This window comes from Streptomyces sp. NBC_00659 (genome assembly GCF_036226925.1).
Lineage (GTDB): Bacteria > Actinomycetota > Actinomycetes > Streptomycetales > Streptomycetaceae > Streptomyces.
In genome coordinates, this window is the sequence record NZ_CP109031.1 from 432,909 (window position 1) to 452,025 (window position 19,117).

At 70.4% G+C, this 19,117-nt stretch carries 14 protein-coding genes; 6 read left to right on the plus strand and 8 right to left on the minus strand.

Features of this window, described 5'->3' with window-relative positions; translation table 11 throughout:
• Nucleotides 1–73: 73 nt before the first annotated feature.
• From OG410_RS01730 to OG410_RS01740, 3 genes are all read right to left on the minus strand, one after another.
• Entirely contained in the window at nucleotides 74–1,855 is a 1,782-nt protein-coding gene (locus tag OG410_RS01730) for a fatty acyl-AMP ligase (RefSeq protein WP_329297420.1), read from the minus strand.
• Nucleotides 1,856–2,492: 637 nt separating this feature from the next.
• The gene (locus OG410_RS01735) at nucleotides 2,493–3,338 is read right to left on the minus strand and encodes a hypothetical protein (RefSeq protein ID WP_329297421.1); all 846 of its coding nucleotides are present in this window, start codon (nucleotides 3,336–3,338) and stop codon (nucleotides 2,493–2,495) included.
• 522 nt (nucleotides 3,339–3,860) lie between these two features.
• Nucleotides 3,861–5,438, minus strand: a complete 1,578-nt coding sequence (locus OG410_RS01740) for a helix-turn-helix transcriptional regulator (RefSeq protein ID WP_329297422.1) — start codon at nucleotides 5,436–5,438, stop codon at nucleotides 3,861–3,863.
• 227 nt (nucleotides 5,439–5,665) lie between these two features.
• On the opposite strand from OG410_RS01740, the gene OG410_RS01745 reads away from it, so the two are divergent.
• The 6 genes from OG410_RS01745 to OG410_RS01770 all read left to right on the plus strand — a co-directional run bounded on the left by OG410_RS01745 (nucleotide 5,666) and on the right by OG410_RS01770 (nucleotide 11,448).
• Entirely contained in the window at nucleotides 5,666–6,331 is a 666-nt protein-coding gene (locus OG410_RS01745) for a cutinase family protein (RefSeq protein ID WP_329297423.1), read from the plus strand.
• 352 nt (nucleotides 6,332–6,683) lie between these two features.
• Nucleotides 6,684–7,469, plus strand: coding sequence for a hypothetical protein (locus OG410_RS01750; protein WP_329297424.1), 786 nt, complete (start codon nucleotides 6,684–6,686; stop codon nucleotides 7,467–7,469).
• 221 nt (nucleotides 7,470–7,690) lie between these two features.
• Nucleotides 7,691–8,287, plus strand: a complete 597-nt coding sequence (locus tag OG410_RS01755; RefSeq protein ID WP_329297425.1) for a dihydrofolate reductase family protein — start codon at nucleotides 7,691–7,693, stop codon at nucleotides 8,285–8,287.
• 95 nt (nucleotides 8,288–8,382) lie between these two features.
• Nucleotides 8,383–8,475 (plus strand): DUF6183 family protein, encoded by a 93-nt coding sequence (locus tag OG410_RS01760; protein ID WP_329297427.1) that lies wholly within the window; start codon nucleotides 8,383–8,385, stop codon nucleotides 8,473–8,475.
• Nucleotides 8,476–8,927: 452 nt separating this feature from the next.
• Complete coding sequence (locus OG410_RS01765) at nucleotides 8,928–10,430, plus strand: FG-GAP repeat protein (RefSeq protein WP_329297428.1); 1,503 nt, start codon at nucleotides 8,928–8,930, stop codon at nucleotides 10,428–10,430.
• Nucleotides 10,431–10,599: 169 nt separating this feature from the next.
• Entirely contained in the window at nucleotides 10,600–11,448 is an 849-nt protein-coding gene (locus OG410_RS01770; RefSeq protein ID WP_443063700.1) for a class I SAM-dependent methyltransferase, read from the plus strand.
• Between the two features lie 344 nt (nucleotides 11,449–11,792).
• Here the strand turns inward: OG410_RS01770 and OG410_RS01775 are convergent, their stop codons facing one another.
• The 5 genes from OG410_RS01775 to OG410_RS01795 all read right to left on the minus strand — a co-directional run bounded on the left by OG410_RS01775 (nucleotide 11,793) and on the right by OG410_RS01795 (nucleotide 18,753).
• Nucleotides 11,793–14,288: an ABC transporter permease gene (locus OG410_RS01775; protein ID WP_329297430.1), complete on the minus strand. Its 2,496-nt coding sequence runs from the start codon at nucleotides 14,286–14,288 to the stop codon at nucleotides 11,793–11,795.
• On the minus strand, nucleotides 14,285–15,100 hold the full coding sequence (locus OG410_RS01780) for an ABC transporter ATP-binding protein (RefSeq protein WP_329297431.1): 816 nt from the start codon (nucleotides 15,098–15,100) through the stop codon (nucleotides 14,285–14,287). Before OG410_RS01780 ends, OG410_RS01775 begins: the two co-directional genes overlap by 4 nt.
• Before the next feature lie 269 nt (nucleotides 15,101–15,369).
• Complete coding sequence (locus tag OG410_RS01785) at nucleotides 15,370–16,188, minus strand: SAM-dependent methyltransferase (protein WP_329297432.1); 819 nt, start codon at nucleotides 16,186–16,188, stop codon at nucleotides 15,370–15,372.
• A gap of 88 nt (nucleotides 16,189–16,276) precedes the next feature.
• Entirely contained in the window at nucleotides 16,277–17,113 is an 837-nt protein-coding gene (locus OG410_RS01790) for a hypothetical protein (RefSeq protein ID WP_329297433.1), read from the minus strand.
• 350 nt (nucleotides 17,114–17,463) lie between these two features.
• Nucleotides 17,464–18,753 carry an RNA-guided endonuclease InsQ/TnpB family protein gene (locus OG410_RS01795; protein WP_329297434.1) on the minus strand — a complete coding sequence of 430 codons (1,290 nt, stop codon included), beginning with the start codon at nucleotides 18,751–18,753 and terminating at the stop codon, nucleotides 17,464–17,466.
• Between the last annotated feature and the right edge of the window lie 364 nt (nucleotides 18,754–19,117).

Genomic DNA, 19,117 nt, shown 5'->3' on the forward strand with positions numbered 1-19,117 from the left:
ACCGCCGAACAGACCTGTCCGAAGCGGCCGTTGAGCCGTCGGCAGCGCGTGGGCGCACCGCCGACGGGCTCCGTCAACTCGCCTCGGGCCCGCCGACCAGGGAGAGCGTGCCGTCGAGATACGCCGCCCGGGACGCACGGCGCTGAATCTTCCCGCTGGACGTCTTGGGGATGGTGCCGGGGTGGACGAGCACGACCTCGCGCACCGGCAGGCCGTGTGCCTCGCTGATCGCGCCGCGGATCAGATCGATGATCTTCTCGGACTCGCCCACCGCCTCCGGTGCCGTCTCGGCCACGACGACGGGTTGCTCGCCCTCTCCCTCGATGTCCACCGAGAAGGCGGCGGTGCAGCCGGGCCGCAGCGCCCAGTGGGACATCTCGGCGGACAGCTCCAGGTCCTGCGGGTAGTGGTTGCGCCCTTCGATGACCATCAGGTCCTTGAGACGACCGGTGACGAAAAGTTCGCCGTCCCGCAGGAATCCGAGGTCTCCGGTGCGCAGGAAGCGGCCCTCGCGCCCCACGAGGCCGGCCCGGAAGGTCTGCCGGGTGGCGAGCGCGTTGCGCCAGTAGCCCTTGGCGACACTCGCGCCGGACACCCAGATCTCGCCGACCTCGCCCTCGGGGAGTTCTTCCTGCCGTTCGGGGTCGGCGATCACCACGGTGATGCCGGGGCCGGGCCGGCCGGAACCCACCGCCGCCGCGTCCACCGACCTGGCCCCCGGCGCGATGGCACGCGCCCCGGTCCCGTCAGCGGAAGTGGCGGTGGTGGTGGCCGCGGCTGTGGCGGTGGTGGTGGTGGCCAGTGTGGGCGGGGCGTGCACCGAACTGCCCGTGACGATCAGCGTGGCCTCGGCCAGGCCGTAGCACGGGTACAGGGCCTCGCGGCGGAAGCCGGCCGAGCCGAAGGTCTCGGTGAACCGGCGCAGGGTCGCGGCCCGCACGGGTTCGGCGCCGTTGAAGGCGACCTTCCACCGGCTCAGGTCGAGGGTGTCGAGAAGCTCCGGTGTGGTGTGCTTCAGGCACAGCTCGTAGGCGAAGTTGGGGCCGCCACTGGTGTGCGGGCGATACCGACTGATGGCCGTCAGCCAGCGTTCGGGCCGTTGCAGGAAGTGCAGCGGGGAGAAGAGGGTGGCGGTCACGCCGAGGTAGGCCGCGTTCAGGACGGGACCGATGAGGCCCATGTCGTGATAGACGGGCAGCCAGCTGACGAAGAGTTCATGGTCGTACTCCTCGATCACGTCGGGAGTGTGGCCCATCCGCTCGGTGATGACCCGCTCGTTGTCCAGCAGATTGCCGTGGGTCACCATCACCCCGCGCGGGGCGGAGGTGGATCCGGAGGTGTACTGGAGGAAGGCGACGGAGTCGGCGGTGAGGTCGGGTTCACGCCAGGAACCGGCCGCCTCGTCGGGGATGTCCTCAGTGGCGACGCAGGTGATCCCGGCCAGTTCGGGCAGGTGTTCCGTCATCGTGGCGAGGGCCGCGATCACCTCGCGGCCGCCCAGGATCACCTGGGCGTCCGCGTCGGCGATCAGGCGCTTCATCCGGAGCAGGGCACGGTGGTTCTGTGACCGGCCGTGCGGCGGCAGGCCCGGCACGGCGACGACCCCGGCCGAAAGACAGCCGAGATAACCGCAGATGAACTCGATGCCGGGCGGATACAGCAGCATGACGCGGGAACCGGCAAGGCCGCGCTCCTGGAGCCAGGCGGCGATGGCCCGGGACCGCTCGGCGAGCCGCGCGTAGGAGATGTCCTGGATCTCTCCGTCGCAGTCACCCGTGACGAGGTACCGGTAGGCAGTCCGGTCGGGTTGCCGGGAAGCGTGCAGAGTTAATAGATCGACCAGGGAACGAGCCATAAGACGAGTCTCACCTGTTCGGATGAGTGAGCGGGAAGACTGGAGTTCGAAGGCCGCGTCATGGGTACGCGCAGATACCGCGTCCGCCTGGCCCCCTTGCCAGAACGTCCGTCTCGGCCAATCCGCCCAGGCAGCGCCGACGACTTACGCGCCGGCCTCCCGGGGCCCCCTACGGATTGCTACCAACGAGTAACACGATAGCAAGCTCGATCGACAAGACAGATGTAACCCCGGGTACTAAATGCCGAATTGGCCGTCCTGACGGTCGGTCACCACACATGAACCGAGCGAAGTGGCTGGTAAGCGGGGTGCACTGGGAAAACATGTGTGCCGCATCACGTGCTCCGAACAAGGTTCGAGCCATCCGGCCACCTCGTGACCCCGCCGCGACCGTCGCCATGGCAGCGGCAGCGGCAGCGGCAGCGGCAGCGGCAGCGGCAGCGGCAGCGGCAGCGGCAGCGGCAGCGGCAGCGGCAGCGGCAGCGGCACAACGCAACACAGGTGCTTCGCCCCGGCTCCCCACTCCCGGCCCCCGACCAGACAGCTCCGCCCGCAGGTCGACGCGAGTGGGCGTCGATGTCCTGCGGGCGGAGCCTGCGAACTACCTAGCGTTCGGGAGTGATCCCGGGTGCCTGCGTCAGGAGCGACGCGCGCGGCGGGACATGACGACCGCACCGGCTCCGGCGACGATCACCACGGCCGCACCCCCCGCGATGGGGCCGAGCGGGCCGCTCGCACCGGTCTCGGCCAGCGGCGGCGTGCTGTCGCTGGGCGACGGCGACGGGGTGGCGGGCGGCGTCGACGTCAGCGGGGGCACGTCAGGCGTCGTCGAGGGGGTGCTGGACGGCTTGGGGCTGGCGGGCTCCGTCGTCTTGTCGGCCGGCGGCTCGCTCGCCGCGGGGGTCGTGGGCGTGGCGGGGGCGGACTGCGACGGGGAGGGCGAGTCCGGCGTCGCGGGGGTGCACGGCTTCTCGCCGCCGTTCCACGCGGCTATCAGGTGGTACGGCGTGGCGATGTTGTCGGGCTGGTAGGGCAGGGGGCCGTGACCCTCCCCGGTCTTTCCGTCGTACGAGACGTCGTCACCGTACAGGTCGATCTGGCCGTAGCAGTCGGGCGCCCGCACCTCGAGCTTCTGCCAGGTCTGCTTCGCGTCGCCCGAGTCCGCGACGTCCGCGGCGGTGAGGTAGACGGTGGCCTTGTCGACCAGGGCCTGGTGACCGGAGACGAACCAGTTCGGCCCCTCGGTGGTGTATTCGGCGAGGGAGACGGGGTACTTGCAGCCGTCACCGACGCTCTGGCCGGGAGCCAGCCGGACCTCCACCGTTCCCGGGACGGCGTCCCACTGGTGGAACCCGCCCTGGGAGGACCAGTCCGCGCCCACGGGCTTTCCGTCGGCGTCGACGATGCGGTACTGAACCGTGGCGGACTGGCAGTCGCCGGACGTCGTGGCGCTTGCGGCCCCTGCCCCGACGAGGGGAACCACGGCACCGGCGAAAGCCGTTGCCGCGAGGGCGGTGAGGAATCGTGTTTGTTGCGAACGCGACAAGATGAGCCTCTGTGAAGGTCAAGGGTGTGGGAGGTGGCAGAGTGCGAGCGGGCGGTACGGACGGGTGCCATGAAGACATGACCGACGAAGACGTGGACGCCTGTGTCACTCACGTCGCTCGCGTCACTTCGCTCTCTTCAGACACAGCGAAGCGAGCCACATTCTTGTCGCGTTTCACAACTCCCGTCAATTCTGCACGGGTTGAGCACAGCCACCCTCTCGACGGGCGGCATCCCTGTCGGCGACCGACAGTGCGAAGCCGACTCGGTTGGCGGCCAGGCCGCCATCTGCCGCACGATGGGAAGCCGGCTGCCAGGACGTGGGCAGAGGACGGTCGGCTGCCCGCCCATGACGAACCGGCCGCACACACGCCTCGGAGCCAAGTGGCGCAGGCAGCCACGGGCGCGGCAGCAGTGCGGATCCCGGCCCATAGGCTGCCCGGCAGGAAGACCACAGGGGTCAAGGAAGCTGTCCGCCCGTATGAACGGGAGGGAGATCGGGCTCCAGGTGCCGGGCCAGGGCCACCCGGGAGCGCACTCCGAGTTGGGTGAAAATGTTGCGCAGGTGGTACTCGACGGTACGGGTGCTGATCGACAACTGGCGTGCCACTTCGCGGTTGGTGGCGCCCTGGGCCACCGAGTGGGCGATGCGCAGTTGCTGCGGGGTGAGCGGCGTCAGCGGTCCCGTCCCGGATCGGGGGGTGGGCACGACGGTGGGCGTCTCGCCGGCCGCTCTGAGCTCGGCGTCCGCCTGTTCGGTCCAGACGTCGGCACCGCACTGGTCGAAACCCATGACGGCACGGCGCAGCTGGGTACGGGCCTCCACGGGACGGCGTCGGCGTCGCAGCCACATCCCGTACGCAAGGTGGGTCCGGGCGTGCTCGTAGGGGCTGTCGACCTTCTCGTGTCGGGCCAGGGCCGCGGTGAAGAGGCCTTCGCTGTGCTCGTTGCCAGCCACCATGGCCCGGCAGCGCAGGACGACCGCCGGGGCCTGTGGGTCCGCGCCCAGCGAAGCCCACCGGGCATACTGGCCGATCAGGTGTTCCACGTCCGCGTCCACGTCGTGGCCTGCGAGGACCGCGGCTTCGACGTAGCAGGGGACCGCCATCATCCACAGTCCGAAATGGCCCTGCCTCGGTCCCGCCCGGACGAGCGGGGCCAGTCGCGCGGCGGCGTGTTCGGGGTTGCCGTGGCCCAGGTCCGCGCGGGCCCGGGCCCATTCGGCGAGTGTTCTCGCCTGACTGAGTCCGTGGGCGTGGGCGATGTGCAGAGCCGACTGCGCGTGCGTGGCGACCACGGCGGGGTCGCCCGCGATGGATGCGGCCAGGGCGAGGACCGCGGACAGTCCGGCCGTCACATTGCTCTGCGGGTGTTCGGCGGCGGCTTCCAGACCGGCCTCCGCGTGGACGCGGGCCTGGTGGTATCTGCCCTCCCGCAGTTCGGCGTAGGAGAGGTGTTCAAGGATGCGGGGAAGGAACGTGGGCGCCGGATCGGAGCGGGCGGTGGCCAGCGCGAGGCCGAGGACCTGTCGTGCCGCCGCGAGGTCGCCCAGCATGAGCGCGATCGTGCCCGCGGACAGGAGCCGCGAGGCCTCCTGCTGTGTCTTCAGTACGTTCAGTATGGGGCCGAGCAGCACGTTGGCGCGGTCGAAGTCGCCGTGCAGGGTGCTGCGCATGCCGTCGCGGTAGGCACGCCAGAAGGACTCGACCGGACCGTGGCCGTCTTCCTCGTCCCGCCCCCCGTCGGGGGCAACGGCAGGAGGGCACAGCGCGTCGAGCGCTGAGAGGTAGCCCTCGCGGTCACCTCCCGACCAGGCCGCCAGGGAGGCCTGGACGCCCGCCTCGCGCGAGCGGGCCACGTCGGTCGTCCGCAGAGTCCTGGAGGCGAGAAGCAGAAGGTTGTGGGCGTCGGAGACGGGACCGTCACGCAACAGGCGGAGGCCGAGCGTCATCTCCTCGTGCGCGGGCGGTAGTTGCTCGGCTCGCGCGGGGGGAGCGTCCCGTTGGCCGGGATCCGTGCCGGTTGCCTCATGCCCCACGCGCACCACCGTTCTCTGTGGTCTTGCTGTGCCGATGGTAGCGAGCGGCCGACAGGTGCGGGCCCGGATCCGCGGCATTGCCGACTGTCCCTCCACCAGGGGCACCGGTGGCCGACTGGTGATTTCACCGATCCGTGCGGGGCGCGGCGCTTCCTACGGTGCTGTTGCGCTCGGCGAACGGACCCCGTCACCAGCGCTCGTACCACCGCTCGAGAAAGAGGAACCCCATGTCCCGTCACGCGTCACGGCGTCGTCTCACTCTCGTGTCCCTCGCAGCCGTCGGTGCCCTCAGCGCGGCCGGCCTCTCCCTGCTGCCCTCCATGGCGTCCGCGGCCCCGTGCTCCGACGTCGAGGTCGTCTTCGCCCGCGGTACCGGGGAAGCCCCGGGTCTCGGCATCACGGGAACCCCGCTCGTGAGGAACATCAAGAGCGCCCTGCCGGGCAAGACCGTGTCGTCGTACGCCGTCGACTACGCGGCGAACTTCTCCCAGACGAGTGCCGGGCCCGGCGCCACCGACATGACGGACCGCGTCAAGTCCACGGCGGCCAACTGTCCCGGCACGTCCTTCGTGCTGGGCGGATACTCCCAGGGCGGCAGCGTCACCGACATCGCCCTGGGGATCCCGACGCGGCTGGGCACCGGCCGCACCATCCCCAAGGGGCTGGCCGCTCGCGTCAAGGCGGTCGTCGTCTTCGGCAACCCCCTGCGGCTGTCGGGCCGCACCGTCGCCTCGGCCAGTGACCTGTTCGGGCCCAAGGCCAAGGAGTTCTGCAACACCGGCGACCCGGTCTGCGGCAACGGCCGCAACAGCGCCGCGCACCTGACCTATCACCTCAACGGCAGTGTCGAGCAAGGAGCCAGGTTCGCCGCCGAGCGGCTCGGCCGAGACTGAGCCGCCGACCCGACAGCCCCGCTACGGCCTAGGCAGGCCAGTGCCCTGAATCCACCGTGCCGCACTCCACACCGCATCACATTCCGCCGATCGCTCGGGCCTGGCCACCTACCCGTGAGCCTGCCCAGCCCCCTACGAGGATCCGGCACCCCCGTCCAGAGTCTCGGGCGAAGGATCCCCGGCCGTGACACGGGCCAGCAGTTCCCGCGCTTGGCGTATACGTGGATGGGCGGGATGGAGGAACTGCTCGCACTCGGCCAGTGCCTGACGGGCAGTCATCTCGGCTTCGTCGCGGCGGTTCAGCCCGTGACCGGCTGTGTAGTCTCTCCTCCCACATCTCAGGGGAGGGATCATGCGAGGCAGAACGGCCAGAACGGCCTGTGTTTTGGCGGCTGGTGCGTCGACATTGACGCTATTGGCGGCGACCGGGGCTCACGCGGAAGGCAGAGGTGACATCCGCGTCACCAAGACGGTCGTGAATGGTGGCAACAATGTCATCATCGGCACCACGAAGCGCGTCACCTATCCGATCGCCATCACCATCCGGGACAACTCCGGTGTGAAGGGCCTGTCGCACGTCGATGTGTTCAACAAGACGAACGGCTGGGGATACAGCGACTGGGTGGACACCCGGTGCGAGAAGAAGAGTTCCACCACGTCGGTCTGCACGGCCACGATGACGATCGTCCCGGCGTGGCTCCCGAACAGCCTGCCCGAGGACGTGAACCACACGGCAGGCGTCTGGGAGGTCAGCGCCAACGTCAAGGCCAACGACGGCGACTACTGGATCGCCGACCACATCGCCGAGTTCAAGATGAAGCGCGCTTCCCAGCTCACCACGAACGCGGCGCCTGAACCCGTGGCCAGGGGAGCCAAGCTCACCATCACCGGCAAGCTGTCCCGGGCCGACTGGGAAGACCTGAAGTACCACGGTTTCACAGGCCAGGACGTGAAGCTCCAGTACAAGAAGGCCGGCACCGCTCACTACAGCACGGTCAAGACAGTGAAGACGGGCGAAGCCGGCCACCTCAGCACCAAGGTCACCGCCACCTCGGCGGGCAGCTGGCGCTGGTACTTCCCCGGCACGACAACGACCGCTCGAGTCGTGTCCACCGGGGACGCAGTCAAGCTGAAGTAGCAGCCACGCAAAAGCGCAGCACCCAGGTCACGCCATCCACCGACGGGACCTGGGTCGGCTGTGGGTCAAACACAGCACGGGCGAATGTTCACGAAATTCGGCGACACGGCACTCGCGTCGCCGGTCGAGTGCCATGATCACTCAGCGGCCTCACGCCTCGGCACGTCTTCCGGCGGCTCGGGGGCGCCTCGTGACGACGTAACCACCGGAGGGAACCCGGCATGCGCAAACTCGTCCACTACATCGCCACCACTCTCGACGGCTTCATCGCAGGCCCCGACGGCGACGACCCCACCGGGCCGAACGGCTTCTGGCCCATACCGGCGGACTACATAGAGCATCTCGTGGCCGAATACCCGGAGACCTTGCCGGTCCAGGCCCGGCAGGCACTGTCCGTGACGACGGAGGGCACGCACTTCGACACTGTTCTCGAAGGGCGACGCAGCTACGAGATCGGCCTTGCGGCCGGAATCACCGACGCCTACCCCCACCTGCGCCACCTGGTGTTCTCCCGGACCCTGGCCGAAAGCCCGGACCCGGCCGTCGAACTGGTCGCCGACGACCCGGTGGCGACCGTACGCGAGCTCAAGCGGCAGGACGGCAAGGACATCTGGCTGCTCGGCGGCGCAGAGCTCGCCGGCTCCCTGTACACCGAGATCGACACCTTGATCCTGAAAATCGGCCCCCTGACGGTGGGCAACGGGATCCCTCTGTTCTCCCGCAAGGCCGCCTTCGACCCCAGCACCTGGACACTGGCGGACCACACCGTCCTCAAGAGCGGCGCGGTGTTCCTCACCTACACGCGCGTGGGCGGCTGAGGGCGCTACGGGCCGGCGGCGCTTGTGCGAGCCGGAGCGCCGGGCGAGGCTGCCGGCACTTCTCATGCCCCCGGCTGGGGCTGCCGGGGGCATGAGTGGCCTGGGACATCGGCCTGGCCGTGCTCTCCGCCGACGGCAGGCGCCTGGCCGGCCTTGCCGCGACCGATACCGATACCGATACCGACTGAGGTTCCCACGGGCACTCCGCACGGGTTGCGGAACGGAATGCAGAGTCGGCCCTTGTAGTTGTACGTGCCGTCAACTGCCGTCCGGCGAACTCCCCTTCGGTCGCGCTGGTCCAGCCCTGCGGGCACGTTCGGCGCCCTGCATCGGACGAGCGTCCCGCGCTCCGACTACAACCATGGACCAACTTCGGGTGTCTTCTGGGTGAGCGGAAGAGGGCGTCGTTCTCACCGCACTGTCGGACCAGGGGGCCTTGCATGACTCCATGCCGCGTCGCGGCGGGCACCACGTCCTTCCGAGCCTCTACGACCACCAGCACCCACAGCGTTCTGTTCGGCGGTGTCGCCGGTGAACGGCCGGCTGCGTACGTGCACCGCCCCCAGGACCCGTCCGACCCCTCCGCCTCGGCCGAGCAGGACGCCGCAGGCAATCCGGAAACTCAAGGAGGTTGGCTCCTGTGCGTCACATCACCAGCGCGGCCCTGACAGCCGCGGCAGTGTTCGCCCTCGGTGGCGGCGCGATGATCGCGGCCCCCGCGGCACAGGCCGTGGCGCCCTTCCCGTCCATCGGCTGGCAGCAGCACAACTGCGACTTCGACGGCAACGGGTTCGACGACGTGCTGATCGGCGCCCCGGGCGCCACGGTGAGCGGTGCCAAGGCCGCGGGCTACGTCTCCGTGCAGTACAGCTCGTCGAGCGGCCTCAGCACCACCAAGAAGAGCGTCCTTCACCAGAACACCTCGGGCGTTCCGGGTGCCTCCGAGGCCGGCGACGGCTTCGGCGGCGCCGTGGCCTCCGGTGACCTGGACAACGACGGCTACGACGACGCGATCGTCGGCATCCCCGGCGAAGATCTGGCCGGACTGTCCGACGCGGGCGGTGCCGTCGTCTTCTGGGGCTCGCCGAGCGGGCTGCACGGGTCCGACAGCACCTGGCTGGAGGACACCGGCCGATCGCGGGCCGGCGCCAGGTTCGGTCTGGCCATCGAAGCGGCCCGGTACTTCGCCCCGGACCCGGCAGACCCGGACGCCGGTCCGCGCGACAGCGTCGCCGTCCTGGAGAACGACACGCTGCTGTTCTTCACCTCCGCGCCGACAGCGGCTGCCCGGCAGCTGAAGGCGGTGGACGCGGGAGTCCGTGCCCGGGACGTGAGCCCGCTGGAGACCGGCTTCGCCTTCCGGAGCCTCAGCCACGGCAACTACAACGAGGACTCCTGGGCCGACCTGGCGATCTCCGGTGTGACCACCGGCGACCGGCCCGGCATCGGTGCCACCCAGGTGCTCCACGGCGCGCCCGACGTCGAGGCGCTGGGCGACGGCGGCGCGTTCGAAGGTGGTCCCGCGGTCGTCTCCAGCGACTTCAACCACGACGGCCAGGACGACCTGGCCATCGGCGACACGGGGGTCGGCTCACCCCTCGGTGGGTCCGTCTCCGTCTACCTGGGCAAGGGCGACCTCTCCGGCCTCGACCCGGCCCCGGCCCAGACGTGGACGCAGGACTCCCCCGGCGTCCCCGGCACGGCCGAGGCGGGCGACCGGTGGGGTGCCGAGCTGTCCTCCGGTGACACCGACGGCGACGGCCGCCCGGATCTCGCCATCGGGGCACCCGGGGAGGACGTGGGTTCCGTGTCCGACGCGGGTGCGGTCTGGACGCTGCGTGGCGCACCGGGCGGGCTGACGGCGACCGGGGTGCGCAGCTTCGACCAGAACTCCTCCGGTGTTCCCGGCGCGGCGGAGGCCTCGGACCGCTGGGGCGGCCAGGTGCGGTTGATCGACGCCAACGCCGACGGCCGCTTCGGTCTGCTGGCGGCGGCACCGGGTGAGAACACGGACGACGGTTTCGTATGGGTCCTTCCCGCGTCGTCCTCGGGACTCACCGCCACGGATTCGTGGACCTATGGCGGGGCGCGCCTCGGAGCCACAGCGGCCAACGCGCGGTTCGGCGCGGCGATCGACGAGTAGCGGAAATCCCAGGGAGGCCTGAGAGTTCGCCGGATTCGGGTCAGAACTCACCCTTCCTGTTCCAACCTTACGGGCCGGTGCGAGCCATGCACCGGCCCGTTGGTCCGTGCGTGTTCATGATCCCCTGACGCTGTCGATCAGCCATGGGTCGGCGTCGGGGCGCAGGGTTATGGTCGTGGATGCGGTGGTTCCGGGGAGAGGACGAGTGGTGCAGACGGCGTTCGACGAGTCCGAGCGGCGGACGTGGACGGGGCGGGCCGATGCCTATGCCGCGAGTTTCGCCAAACTCTGCGCGTATCCGGTGCCTGTGCTCCTCGACGCGGCTGGGGTCGCGGAGGGAGTACGGGTCCTCGATGTCGGGGCGGGCACGGGTACCGTCGCCGCAGCCGCATATGCGCGGGGAGCGAAGGTGACGGCGGCGGATGCCGAACCAGGCATGGTCGCCCGGGCCGCGTCGGCGGTTCCGGAAGCTGACGTGCGGCTTGCCGCTCTGCCCCGCCTGCCGTTCGCCGACGACGCGTTCGACGCCGTGGTCGGCAACTTCGTCCTCAATCATGTCGGACGGCCTCGGGACGCCCTGACGGAGTTGCGAAGGGTGACGCGGCCCGGCGGGCGGATCGCCGTCACCATCTGGGCGCTTCCCCCGGCCGCCGGGCAGGCCCTGTTGGGCAGAGCTGTCCAGGCGGCAGGTGTCACGCGGCCGGCTCACCTGCCGGTCCTTGCTCCCGAGGACGACTTCCTCCGTACGGAACAGGGCTTCGCCGCGCTGCTCGGTGAGGCGGGTCTGACAGACGTCGTCTGCGACACCTTGGCCTGGGACCATCGGACGACGGTTGAGGAGTGGTGGAGCGGAGCAGCCGCCGGAGTGGCGACGATCGGCCAGATCGTGACGAGTCAGAAGCCGGCGGTCATTGCCGCGATCAAAGACCACTTCGAGTCGTCGTGCGCGGAGTTCACGGGTCCGGGCGGTGTACTGAGTCTGCCGCACGCAGCGCTGATGGCGCATGGCCAGGCTTGACGTTGCCCGGCCCGCGTGAACGGGCCGCACCCATGGGCCTCGACCGGTCAGACTGCCCTGCCTCCGCCTTTCGGACCCGACAGCCGGACCGTGCCGGCCACCGACGCCATGCAGCCCAGGACGAAGAACCACGCGCCTGAATCGAGGAAGGACAGGTCCCCCGCCCTCCGAGGCCCATCTCGCCGGCCCCCAGCAAGCCCGCGATGCGGTACCGGCCCACCTGCTGCGGATCGGTCGGTTTCAGCCCCTCCATCAGGCTCCCCCTGACTCCCCCGAATCACTGTGCAGGCGCCATTGGAAGCCAGCGGGTCACCGGTGCCCTCACAGGTCACCGTCCTCTGGTCTCAGGCCCGCCCATCACGCAGTACGGCGCGAGCGGGAAGGCTGACGGCGAGCAGGCCGAGGCTCACGGCGGCCGCGGCGAACGCCCCGTACACCAGCGGGGGCACGTACGGGGACTCCCCCGTCAGGCCGCGCATCATCGGGACGAGCGTGGCCGCGGCGATGGCCGTGCCCAGGACCACGCCCGCCACGGCCACCAGCAGACCCTCCCAGCGGAGCATCCGCATCACCTGGAGCCGGGTGGCGCCCACGAGGCGGAGCATGCCCAGTTCGCTGCGTCGGGCGAGGACGGTCATCACCAGCGTGTTGGCGGAGGCGACGGCCGCGAAGCCACCGAGGACACCGGCCATCGTGTAGTTGGCCCAGGCGTTGAGCTCGCGCTCGGTGTCCCGCCCGACGGCGTAGCCGGAAGCGTCGGTGACCTTGCCGAGGGGAGCCAGGGCTCGGGCGTCGCCGCCCCGTACCAGCAGCGTGCTGTCGAAGCCCGATGTGACGTGGGCGACCAGAGTGGCCCGGTCCATGGTCACCGTCGCGAGACCGAGGCCGCGGCCGTACACGGCGACGACTTCGGGGCTGACCCTGGTGCCGTCCGGGAGGTGGAGCGGCAGCCTGTCGCCGATCTCGACCTTCGCCGACGTGGCGAGCGTCCTGTCGATGGCGATCCGGCCTCTTTCGACCCGGTCCAGGCTGCCGCTGAGCACGTCGAGGTCCTGCACCTTCGCGAGCTGCGCGCCGGAGCCGGAGATGCCCTGGGTCGCCGCGCCCTGGAGCCATCGGTCGCCTCCGGAGCCGACCGGCACGAGGACCTGCGTGTCGAGCAGGCCCACGGCCACGTCGACACCGGGCACCCGGGCGGCCCGGGTGACCGCGTCGGCGGGCAGTCCGGCCGGATCCGTGACCACGTGGTCCGCGGTGACGCCGGCGCGCACCTGCTGCGCGGCGACGTGGCTCTCGCTCGTGTGCATGAAGACGAGCGTCGACGCGAAGGCCACGGCCAGCACGATCGGGGTGATCGCGGACGCCAGCCGCCGGGCGTTCGTACGGGAGTTGGCGGCCGCGAGCGAGGCCGCGGCGCTGCCCTCGCGCAGCGCCAGTGAGAACAGCGTGGCGCACAGTCGCGCCACCGGAGGGCCGAGGAGCGCGACGGCGAGCATGAAGAGCATGACGACGCCGAGAGCGGCGTTGGCGGCGTCGTCCCCGGCCGAACGGGCGGCGAGGCCGGTGAGGAACCCGCCCCCGGCGAGGGCGCCGACGCCCAGCCCGGTACGGATCACACCGGGCCGCAGGCGCTCCACCGACGCCTCGGTGAGCGCCTGTCCCGGCTTGATCTTCGAGGGCCCCCGGCCGGCGGCCCAGCCGGCCGCGAGAGCGGTCAGCAGTCCGACGCCGACGGCGACGACGAGCGGGATGAAGGACACGTGCAGGTCCACGGCCTGCGGGACGGCGCCACGGTCCTTCAGCTGCCCGAACCACCAGTGCGCGAGGCCGACCCCGGGCAGGCAGCCGACCAGCCCCGCGGCGGGCGCGATGAGCAGCGCCTCGGCGGCGACCGCGCGGCGGATCTGCCGCGGGGTGGCCCCGATGGCGCGCAGCAGCGCGAATTCCCGGGCGCGCTGGGCGACGGACAGCGCGACCGTGCCGGCCGCCGTGAAGACGGCGACCACGGCGGCGATCCCGCCGAAGGAGCCGCCGAGGCCGGTGAGCGTCTCCTTCGCGTACCCGAGGCCGCGCTCCTCCACGGCGCCACGGTCCTCGCCGGTGTACACCTTGGCGCCGGAGCCGGCGAGCGACCTTTTCACGTCGGCGGCAAGGGCGTGGGTGTCCACTCCGGTCCTCGCCAGTACGGCGATCGCGTCGGCCCTGCCCGGATGCCCGGCGAGGGCTGGGGCTTGCGCGTCGGCGAACCAGCCGGTGGCGGCCCTGGTCACGTCGCCGGATCCGGCCTTCGCCACTCCGGAGATTCTGAAGTCGGCACGCCCGGTGGCGGTTTCGAGCGCGACCGTGTCGCCGATGCCGGCCTTCGCGGTCCTCGCGGCCCGGGCGTCGAGCACGACCTCGCCGGTACGGGGCGCGGCCCCGGAGACGAGCGCCGCGCCGGTGAAGGCGTGCGATCCCCAGCCGTGCCCGGTCAGCGTGCCGTCGCCCTGACGCACCGGGAACGCGAAGTCCGGCACCGCCGCCTTCACGCCGGGCACGCGGGCCGCCTCGCGCGCCAGGGCGCCGTCCACGCGCGCCGTGTCCGGCAGCGGTGCCGGGGAGTCCGACCGGCTGTCGCCGCTGCCCGTGACCAGGTGGGCGTACTGGTCGGCCGCCACGACGACCGGCGCCCTCGCGTAGCGCTCCGCCGGTACCGAGGCACGGGCGCCCGTCTCCAGGAGGATTCCGCAGGCGGAGACGATCAGCGCCGACATCATCAGCGCGATGAACGTGCCCGCGAACGAGGCGGGTTTGAAGCGCACGGCCGCACGGGCGAGGCCGTTGGGAGCGAGGCTCCTCACGCCGCGGCCCTCGCCATCGCGCCCGTCCGGGAGGTCAGGGCGGCCATCCGCGCCGCGATTTGCTCCGGCGAGCCACGGTCGAGGCCGCCGGCGAAGACACCGTCCACGAGGAACAGCACGCGGTCGGCCCAGGCGGCCGCGGCGGGGTCGTGGGTGACCATGACGACGGTGGCGCCGAGGGTGTCCACGGCGTGCCGGAGCAGGCCGAGGACCTCGGCGGCCGTGGTGGAGTCCAGGGCGCCGGTGGGCTCGTCGGCGAAGATCACGTCTGGGCGGGCGACGAGCGCGCGGGCGATGGCGACGCGCTGCTGCTGGCCGCCGGAGAGCTGGCCGGGCCGACGCCCGGCCTTGTCGGCGAGCCCGACCTGCGCCAGCATCTGGGCGGCGCGGCGGCGGTCCCGGCGCTGTCCGGCCAGACGCATCGGGAGCAGCACGTTCTCCTCGACGGTGAGGGACGGCAGCAGGTTGAAAGCCTGGAAGACGAAGCCGAGGCGGCTGCGGCGCAGTTCGGTGAGCTGGTTCTCACGCATACGGGTGATCTCCGTGCCGCCGAGGCGCACGGACCCGGCCGACGGCCGGTCGAGGCCGGCGGCGCACTGGAGGAACGTGGACTTGCCGGAGCCGGACGGGCCCATGACCGCGGTGAAGGTACCGCGGGACAGGACGAGATCGACGCCGTCGAGGGCGTGCACGGCGCTCTTGCCGCGGCCGTACTGCCGCCGGACGCCGCACAGTTCGACAGCGGGACCGGACGTGCCCTGAGGCTCCGGCTGGTCGTCCGTCTTCCGGCGCCTGTTCCCGCGCAGCCTCAAAGTTCCGCCCTCTCACGATCTTCGCGTAGCGATACCTCGAAGCTACGGATCGCGGTCACGGCGGACCATGGCGGCTGCTGGCGGATCGGGGGTGGGGTTAACCCGAAGCCGGGTGACGACGCGGCTGCTGCCGTACACCTGGGCGTCGGACCGACAGGGCGCACCCGTCCCGCCGGAACCGCCGACGGGCGGGACTGCGGGGGTCACGGCTTGCGGGCCGCTTCGCCGCCGGGGCCCGCCTCGCCGTAGAGGCCCACTTCCTGACGCCGTCAGGCCTTGCGGGCCATCCCGGCGGCGATGAGGTGTTCCCAGACGGTGAGTTCCCGCTCCCCGCCGTCGCCCCACGGCTTGCCGACCTCTGCGGGGCGCCACAGGGAGGCGGGGACGACTCCCGGATCAAGGATCTGCAGACCGTCCAGCAGGGAGGCTATCTCCTCGTCGGTGCGCCAGCGGCCGCGGCCGAACGTCTGCTGGAGGACCTTCTCCGCCTCGGCCGTCTCCGGGTTGTTGCCGGAACGGAAGTGGCTGACGAAGAAGTAGCTTCCGGAGGGCACGCGGTCGCGCCAGTAGCGGACGATCGCGGCAGGGTCCTCCTCGTCGTTGACGTGGTGGAGGATGGCACTGAACACGACGGCGACCGGGCGTTCGAAGTCGATCATTTCCCGGGTCTCGGGGTGGTTGTAGACGGCCTCGGGGTCACGGACATCGGCCTCGATGACCCGGGTCCGGTCGTTCTCCTCCAGCAAGGCCCGCCCATGGACGAGCACTTGAGGGTCGATGTCGACGTACACCACGCGGGACTCCGGGGTATGGCGTTGCGCCACCTGGTGCACGTTGTCGGCGGTCGGCAGACCACTGCCCAGGTCGATGAACTGGGTCACGTCGGTGGTCGTCGCTATCTCCGCGATGGCCCGGGTCAACGCGGAGCGGTTGGCGAAGGCGATCGCGACCGAGCCGGGAAGGTCGCGTTTGAACACGTCGCCGATCTCCCGGTCCACGGCGTAGTTGTCCTTGCCGCCCAGCAGATAGTCGTAAACACGCGCGATACTGGGCTTGGTTGCGTCGATCGAGGTGCCTTCGCTCGTCATGACGACCATCCTCCCCTGCGCGAGATCCCGCTGCCCAGCACTTCGGACGATCGAACCGGCCGCGGGGTCTGGCATCTTGTGCTTCTCTTCAGCCCGGGTACGAGATCGAGCCCAGCGGCGGACAGGGGCTGAGCGCGGTGCCGACGCCGGGGCGTTCGACGAAGGCCCGTGCAACGGCGGCTTGTCGGCGCTGGGATTCCAGCTCGTCGGCCCGCCAGGCATCGCGCCTGGCGCGCGAGTAGTCCCACGAGTCGTCGATGACACTCAGGCTGATGTTGCCGGAGCTGCGCTGGATGTCCGCGTTCGTGGCGGCCTGTTGGAGCGAGGTCTGGGCCGCGGCGAGATCGATGCGGGTGATCAGGACGCCGGCGGTGTTCGGTGTGCGGGTCGGGAGGGGAGCCTGGGGCAACAGCGACACCCCGACGTCGTGGCGGCCGATGTTGTCGATGCTCGCCCTCTGGGCGTCTCGTGACATGACCTGCATCTCCTGATGCAGCCAGAAGAACTCGTCGAGGTCGGCAGGTGTGACGCGCATCCGCTGGTACACGGCGCGGAAGTGGGGATCGTTGTGCAGCGGTTGCAGAGCGGGCATGTGGAGCGCCACGCAGTCGTTGTAGCCCGCTGTCACCGCCACGTCGAGGTGGGAGAGCGCCTGCCCTGTCTGTCCCCGCGCGACGGCCAGGCCGGCGAGCCCGGCGTTGCCCGCGGCGACGAGCCAGGTGCCGTCGGGGCCGAGCGCCGCGGCGCGCGCGACGACGTCGTGGAAGCCCGCGGTGACGTCGACCTGCTGGGGGACACCGAGGAACGTACGCGCGAGCGAGGAGAGGACGCTCTGTCCCGGAACCACCGCGGCGGCAGCGTTGGCCATGTTTGCCACCAGCAGTTCGTGAACACGTGCGGCCAGTGAGTTGACCGTGTCGACCATGGATTTCCTCGGATCTCGGTGCTGAACAGTGCCTGCACGGAATTCTTTCCAGGGGACGAACCGGGGAAGATCAAAACGGCCGAATCCGGGATCGCACGAGCCGCCCGGTGGTAGGCCGCCGAGGCCGAGGGCCCCGGGATCAAACCGTTGGCCTGCCACGAGCCGCTCCGGCGAGAATGGGCGGATGATCGCCGCCTCGCCCGGAGGACCCGTCGAGCCTCCACGGATCGTCACCGAGCTCGCGGCGGGTTGGTCGGCACGGGCCGTATGGGAGAACGAGCTCGGCGGACTGACGTTCCGGATCAGCTCCGGTGACACGCAACGGTTTGTGAATTGACATCCTCCCCCTCTTAAACGAGGGGGATTCCAACCCGGCTGGGTTGAGGTTCACGGACGCTCGACCGCTGTTCGGGCGGTGTCGTCCCTCCGGCACCGGCTGTTCGCCGGGGGCGGGGGATCCCGCCCTGTCCTGCCGCGACGTTGACTGCTGCGTTGGTATCGGCGTTGCAGGCGAAGCCGCAGAAGGAGCAGACGAACTCGGCTTGGCTCTTGCGCGAGTTCTTGTCGATCCAACCGCAGACACTGCAGCGCAGACTGGTGTAGGGGGCGGGGACGTCTTCGACCCGGCCCGGGGCCTTGTGCCCGGTGCGCCGGCGGAGCAGGCCCCAGCCCCGGGCCAGGATCGCCCGGTTCAGCCCGGCCTTCTGCCTGACCTGCCTGCCGGGCTGCTCGGTGGTTCCCCTGGCCGAGCGGGTCATGTTCTTGATGTTCAGCTTCTCGAACCGCACCAGGCCGTAGGTGCGGGCCAGCATCGTCGAGGTCTTCTCGCACCAGTCCTTGCGCCGGTCGGCCTCACGCGCTTTGAGCCTGGCCACCTTGGCGTACTCGGCGCTCTTCTGCTCGCTTTCCTTCGGGGCACGTGCGGCACGTCGCTGGTGTTTACGGACCTGCGCGCGTTCCTTCACGGTGAGCTGCGGGCAGTTCAGCATCCGCCCATCCGAGAGGGCGGCCGTATTTTTCACGCCCCGGTCGATACCGATGACCTCTCCGGTGCCGGGTGCGGCGAGCGGTGCGGGGATGACCGCGAAGGCGATGTGCCACCGGCCGTTGCGCAAGGTGACACGGAACGTCTTCGCGGCGGGCAGCGCGGTCCGGGTAAGGCGGAAGCGGACCCAGCCGCAGCCGGGCACCTTCACCCGCGCCCACCGGCGGTTCAGCTTCTGCACCACCACCAAGCGGCCCATGACCTGCCTGCCGGTCTTCGCGTTCAGCTTCGGTGAACCGTCCTCGGCCAACTCCGGGACGCGGTCGGTGCCGATGACACGAAAGCCCTCATGCACGAACTTCTTGCGCCAGGTCGGCTCACCGAACCCGGACGTGAAGCGGGCATTCTTCGCTGTGGTGAAGTCCTTCAGGGCCTGTTGCTGCACGTCCGCGTTCCCCATGCCGAGCCACTCGTTGTCGCGCCGGGCCTCGGTGAGCTGGCGGCACTGCCCGGCGAAACCCGGCGCTGACCTGCGGCCCGGGCGCCAGTGCGCATGCTGTTCGACCGCCAGGTTCCACACGTACCGGGCGTGCGCGCAGTGCAGCAACATCTGCTGCTCCTGCGCGCACGTGGGGTACATACGGAACCTTGCCATGCCGTCACTGTAATAGCGCAATAACGCCATAACGGAGGAATGTTCAAATTCACGCTTCGCATCCCGAAGAACCCCACGCCCGGCTCACCGCTCAACCGGCCGCCGACCGGCGGCCCCCTCGACGCCGAGATCCTGCACCTGCTCGATATCGCCCTCGACACCGTCAGGGCGACGACGAATCGCCCTGACAGCGATTCCTCTGCCCCTGCCCTGCTCCACAGGGACTCGCATTCACCCCCGGCCCGAAGGCCAGGGCACCCTGCAAGGAAACGCAGTGGAACTACGGTCCGGGATGGGAGGAACCGCTGCTCGAAGCCTACGGGGTCGAGCCGGACCGGAAACGGATCATGTACTACCGGCTGTT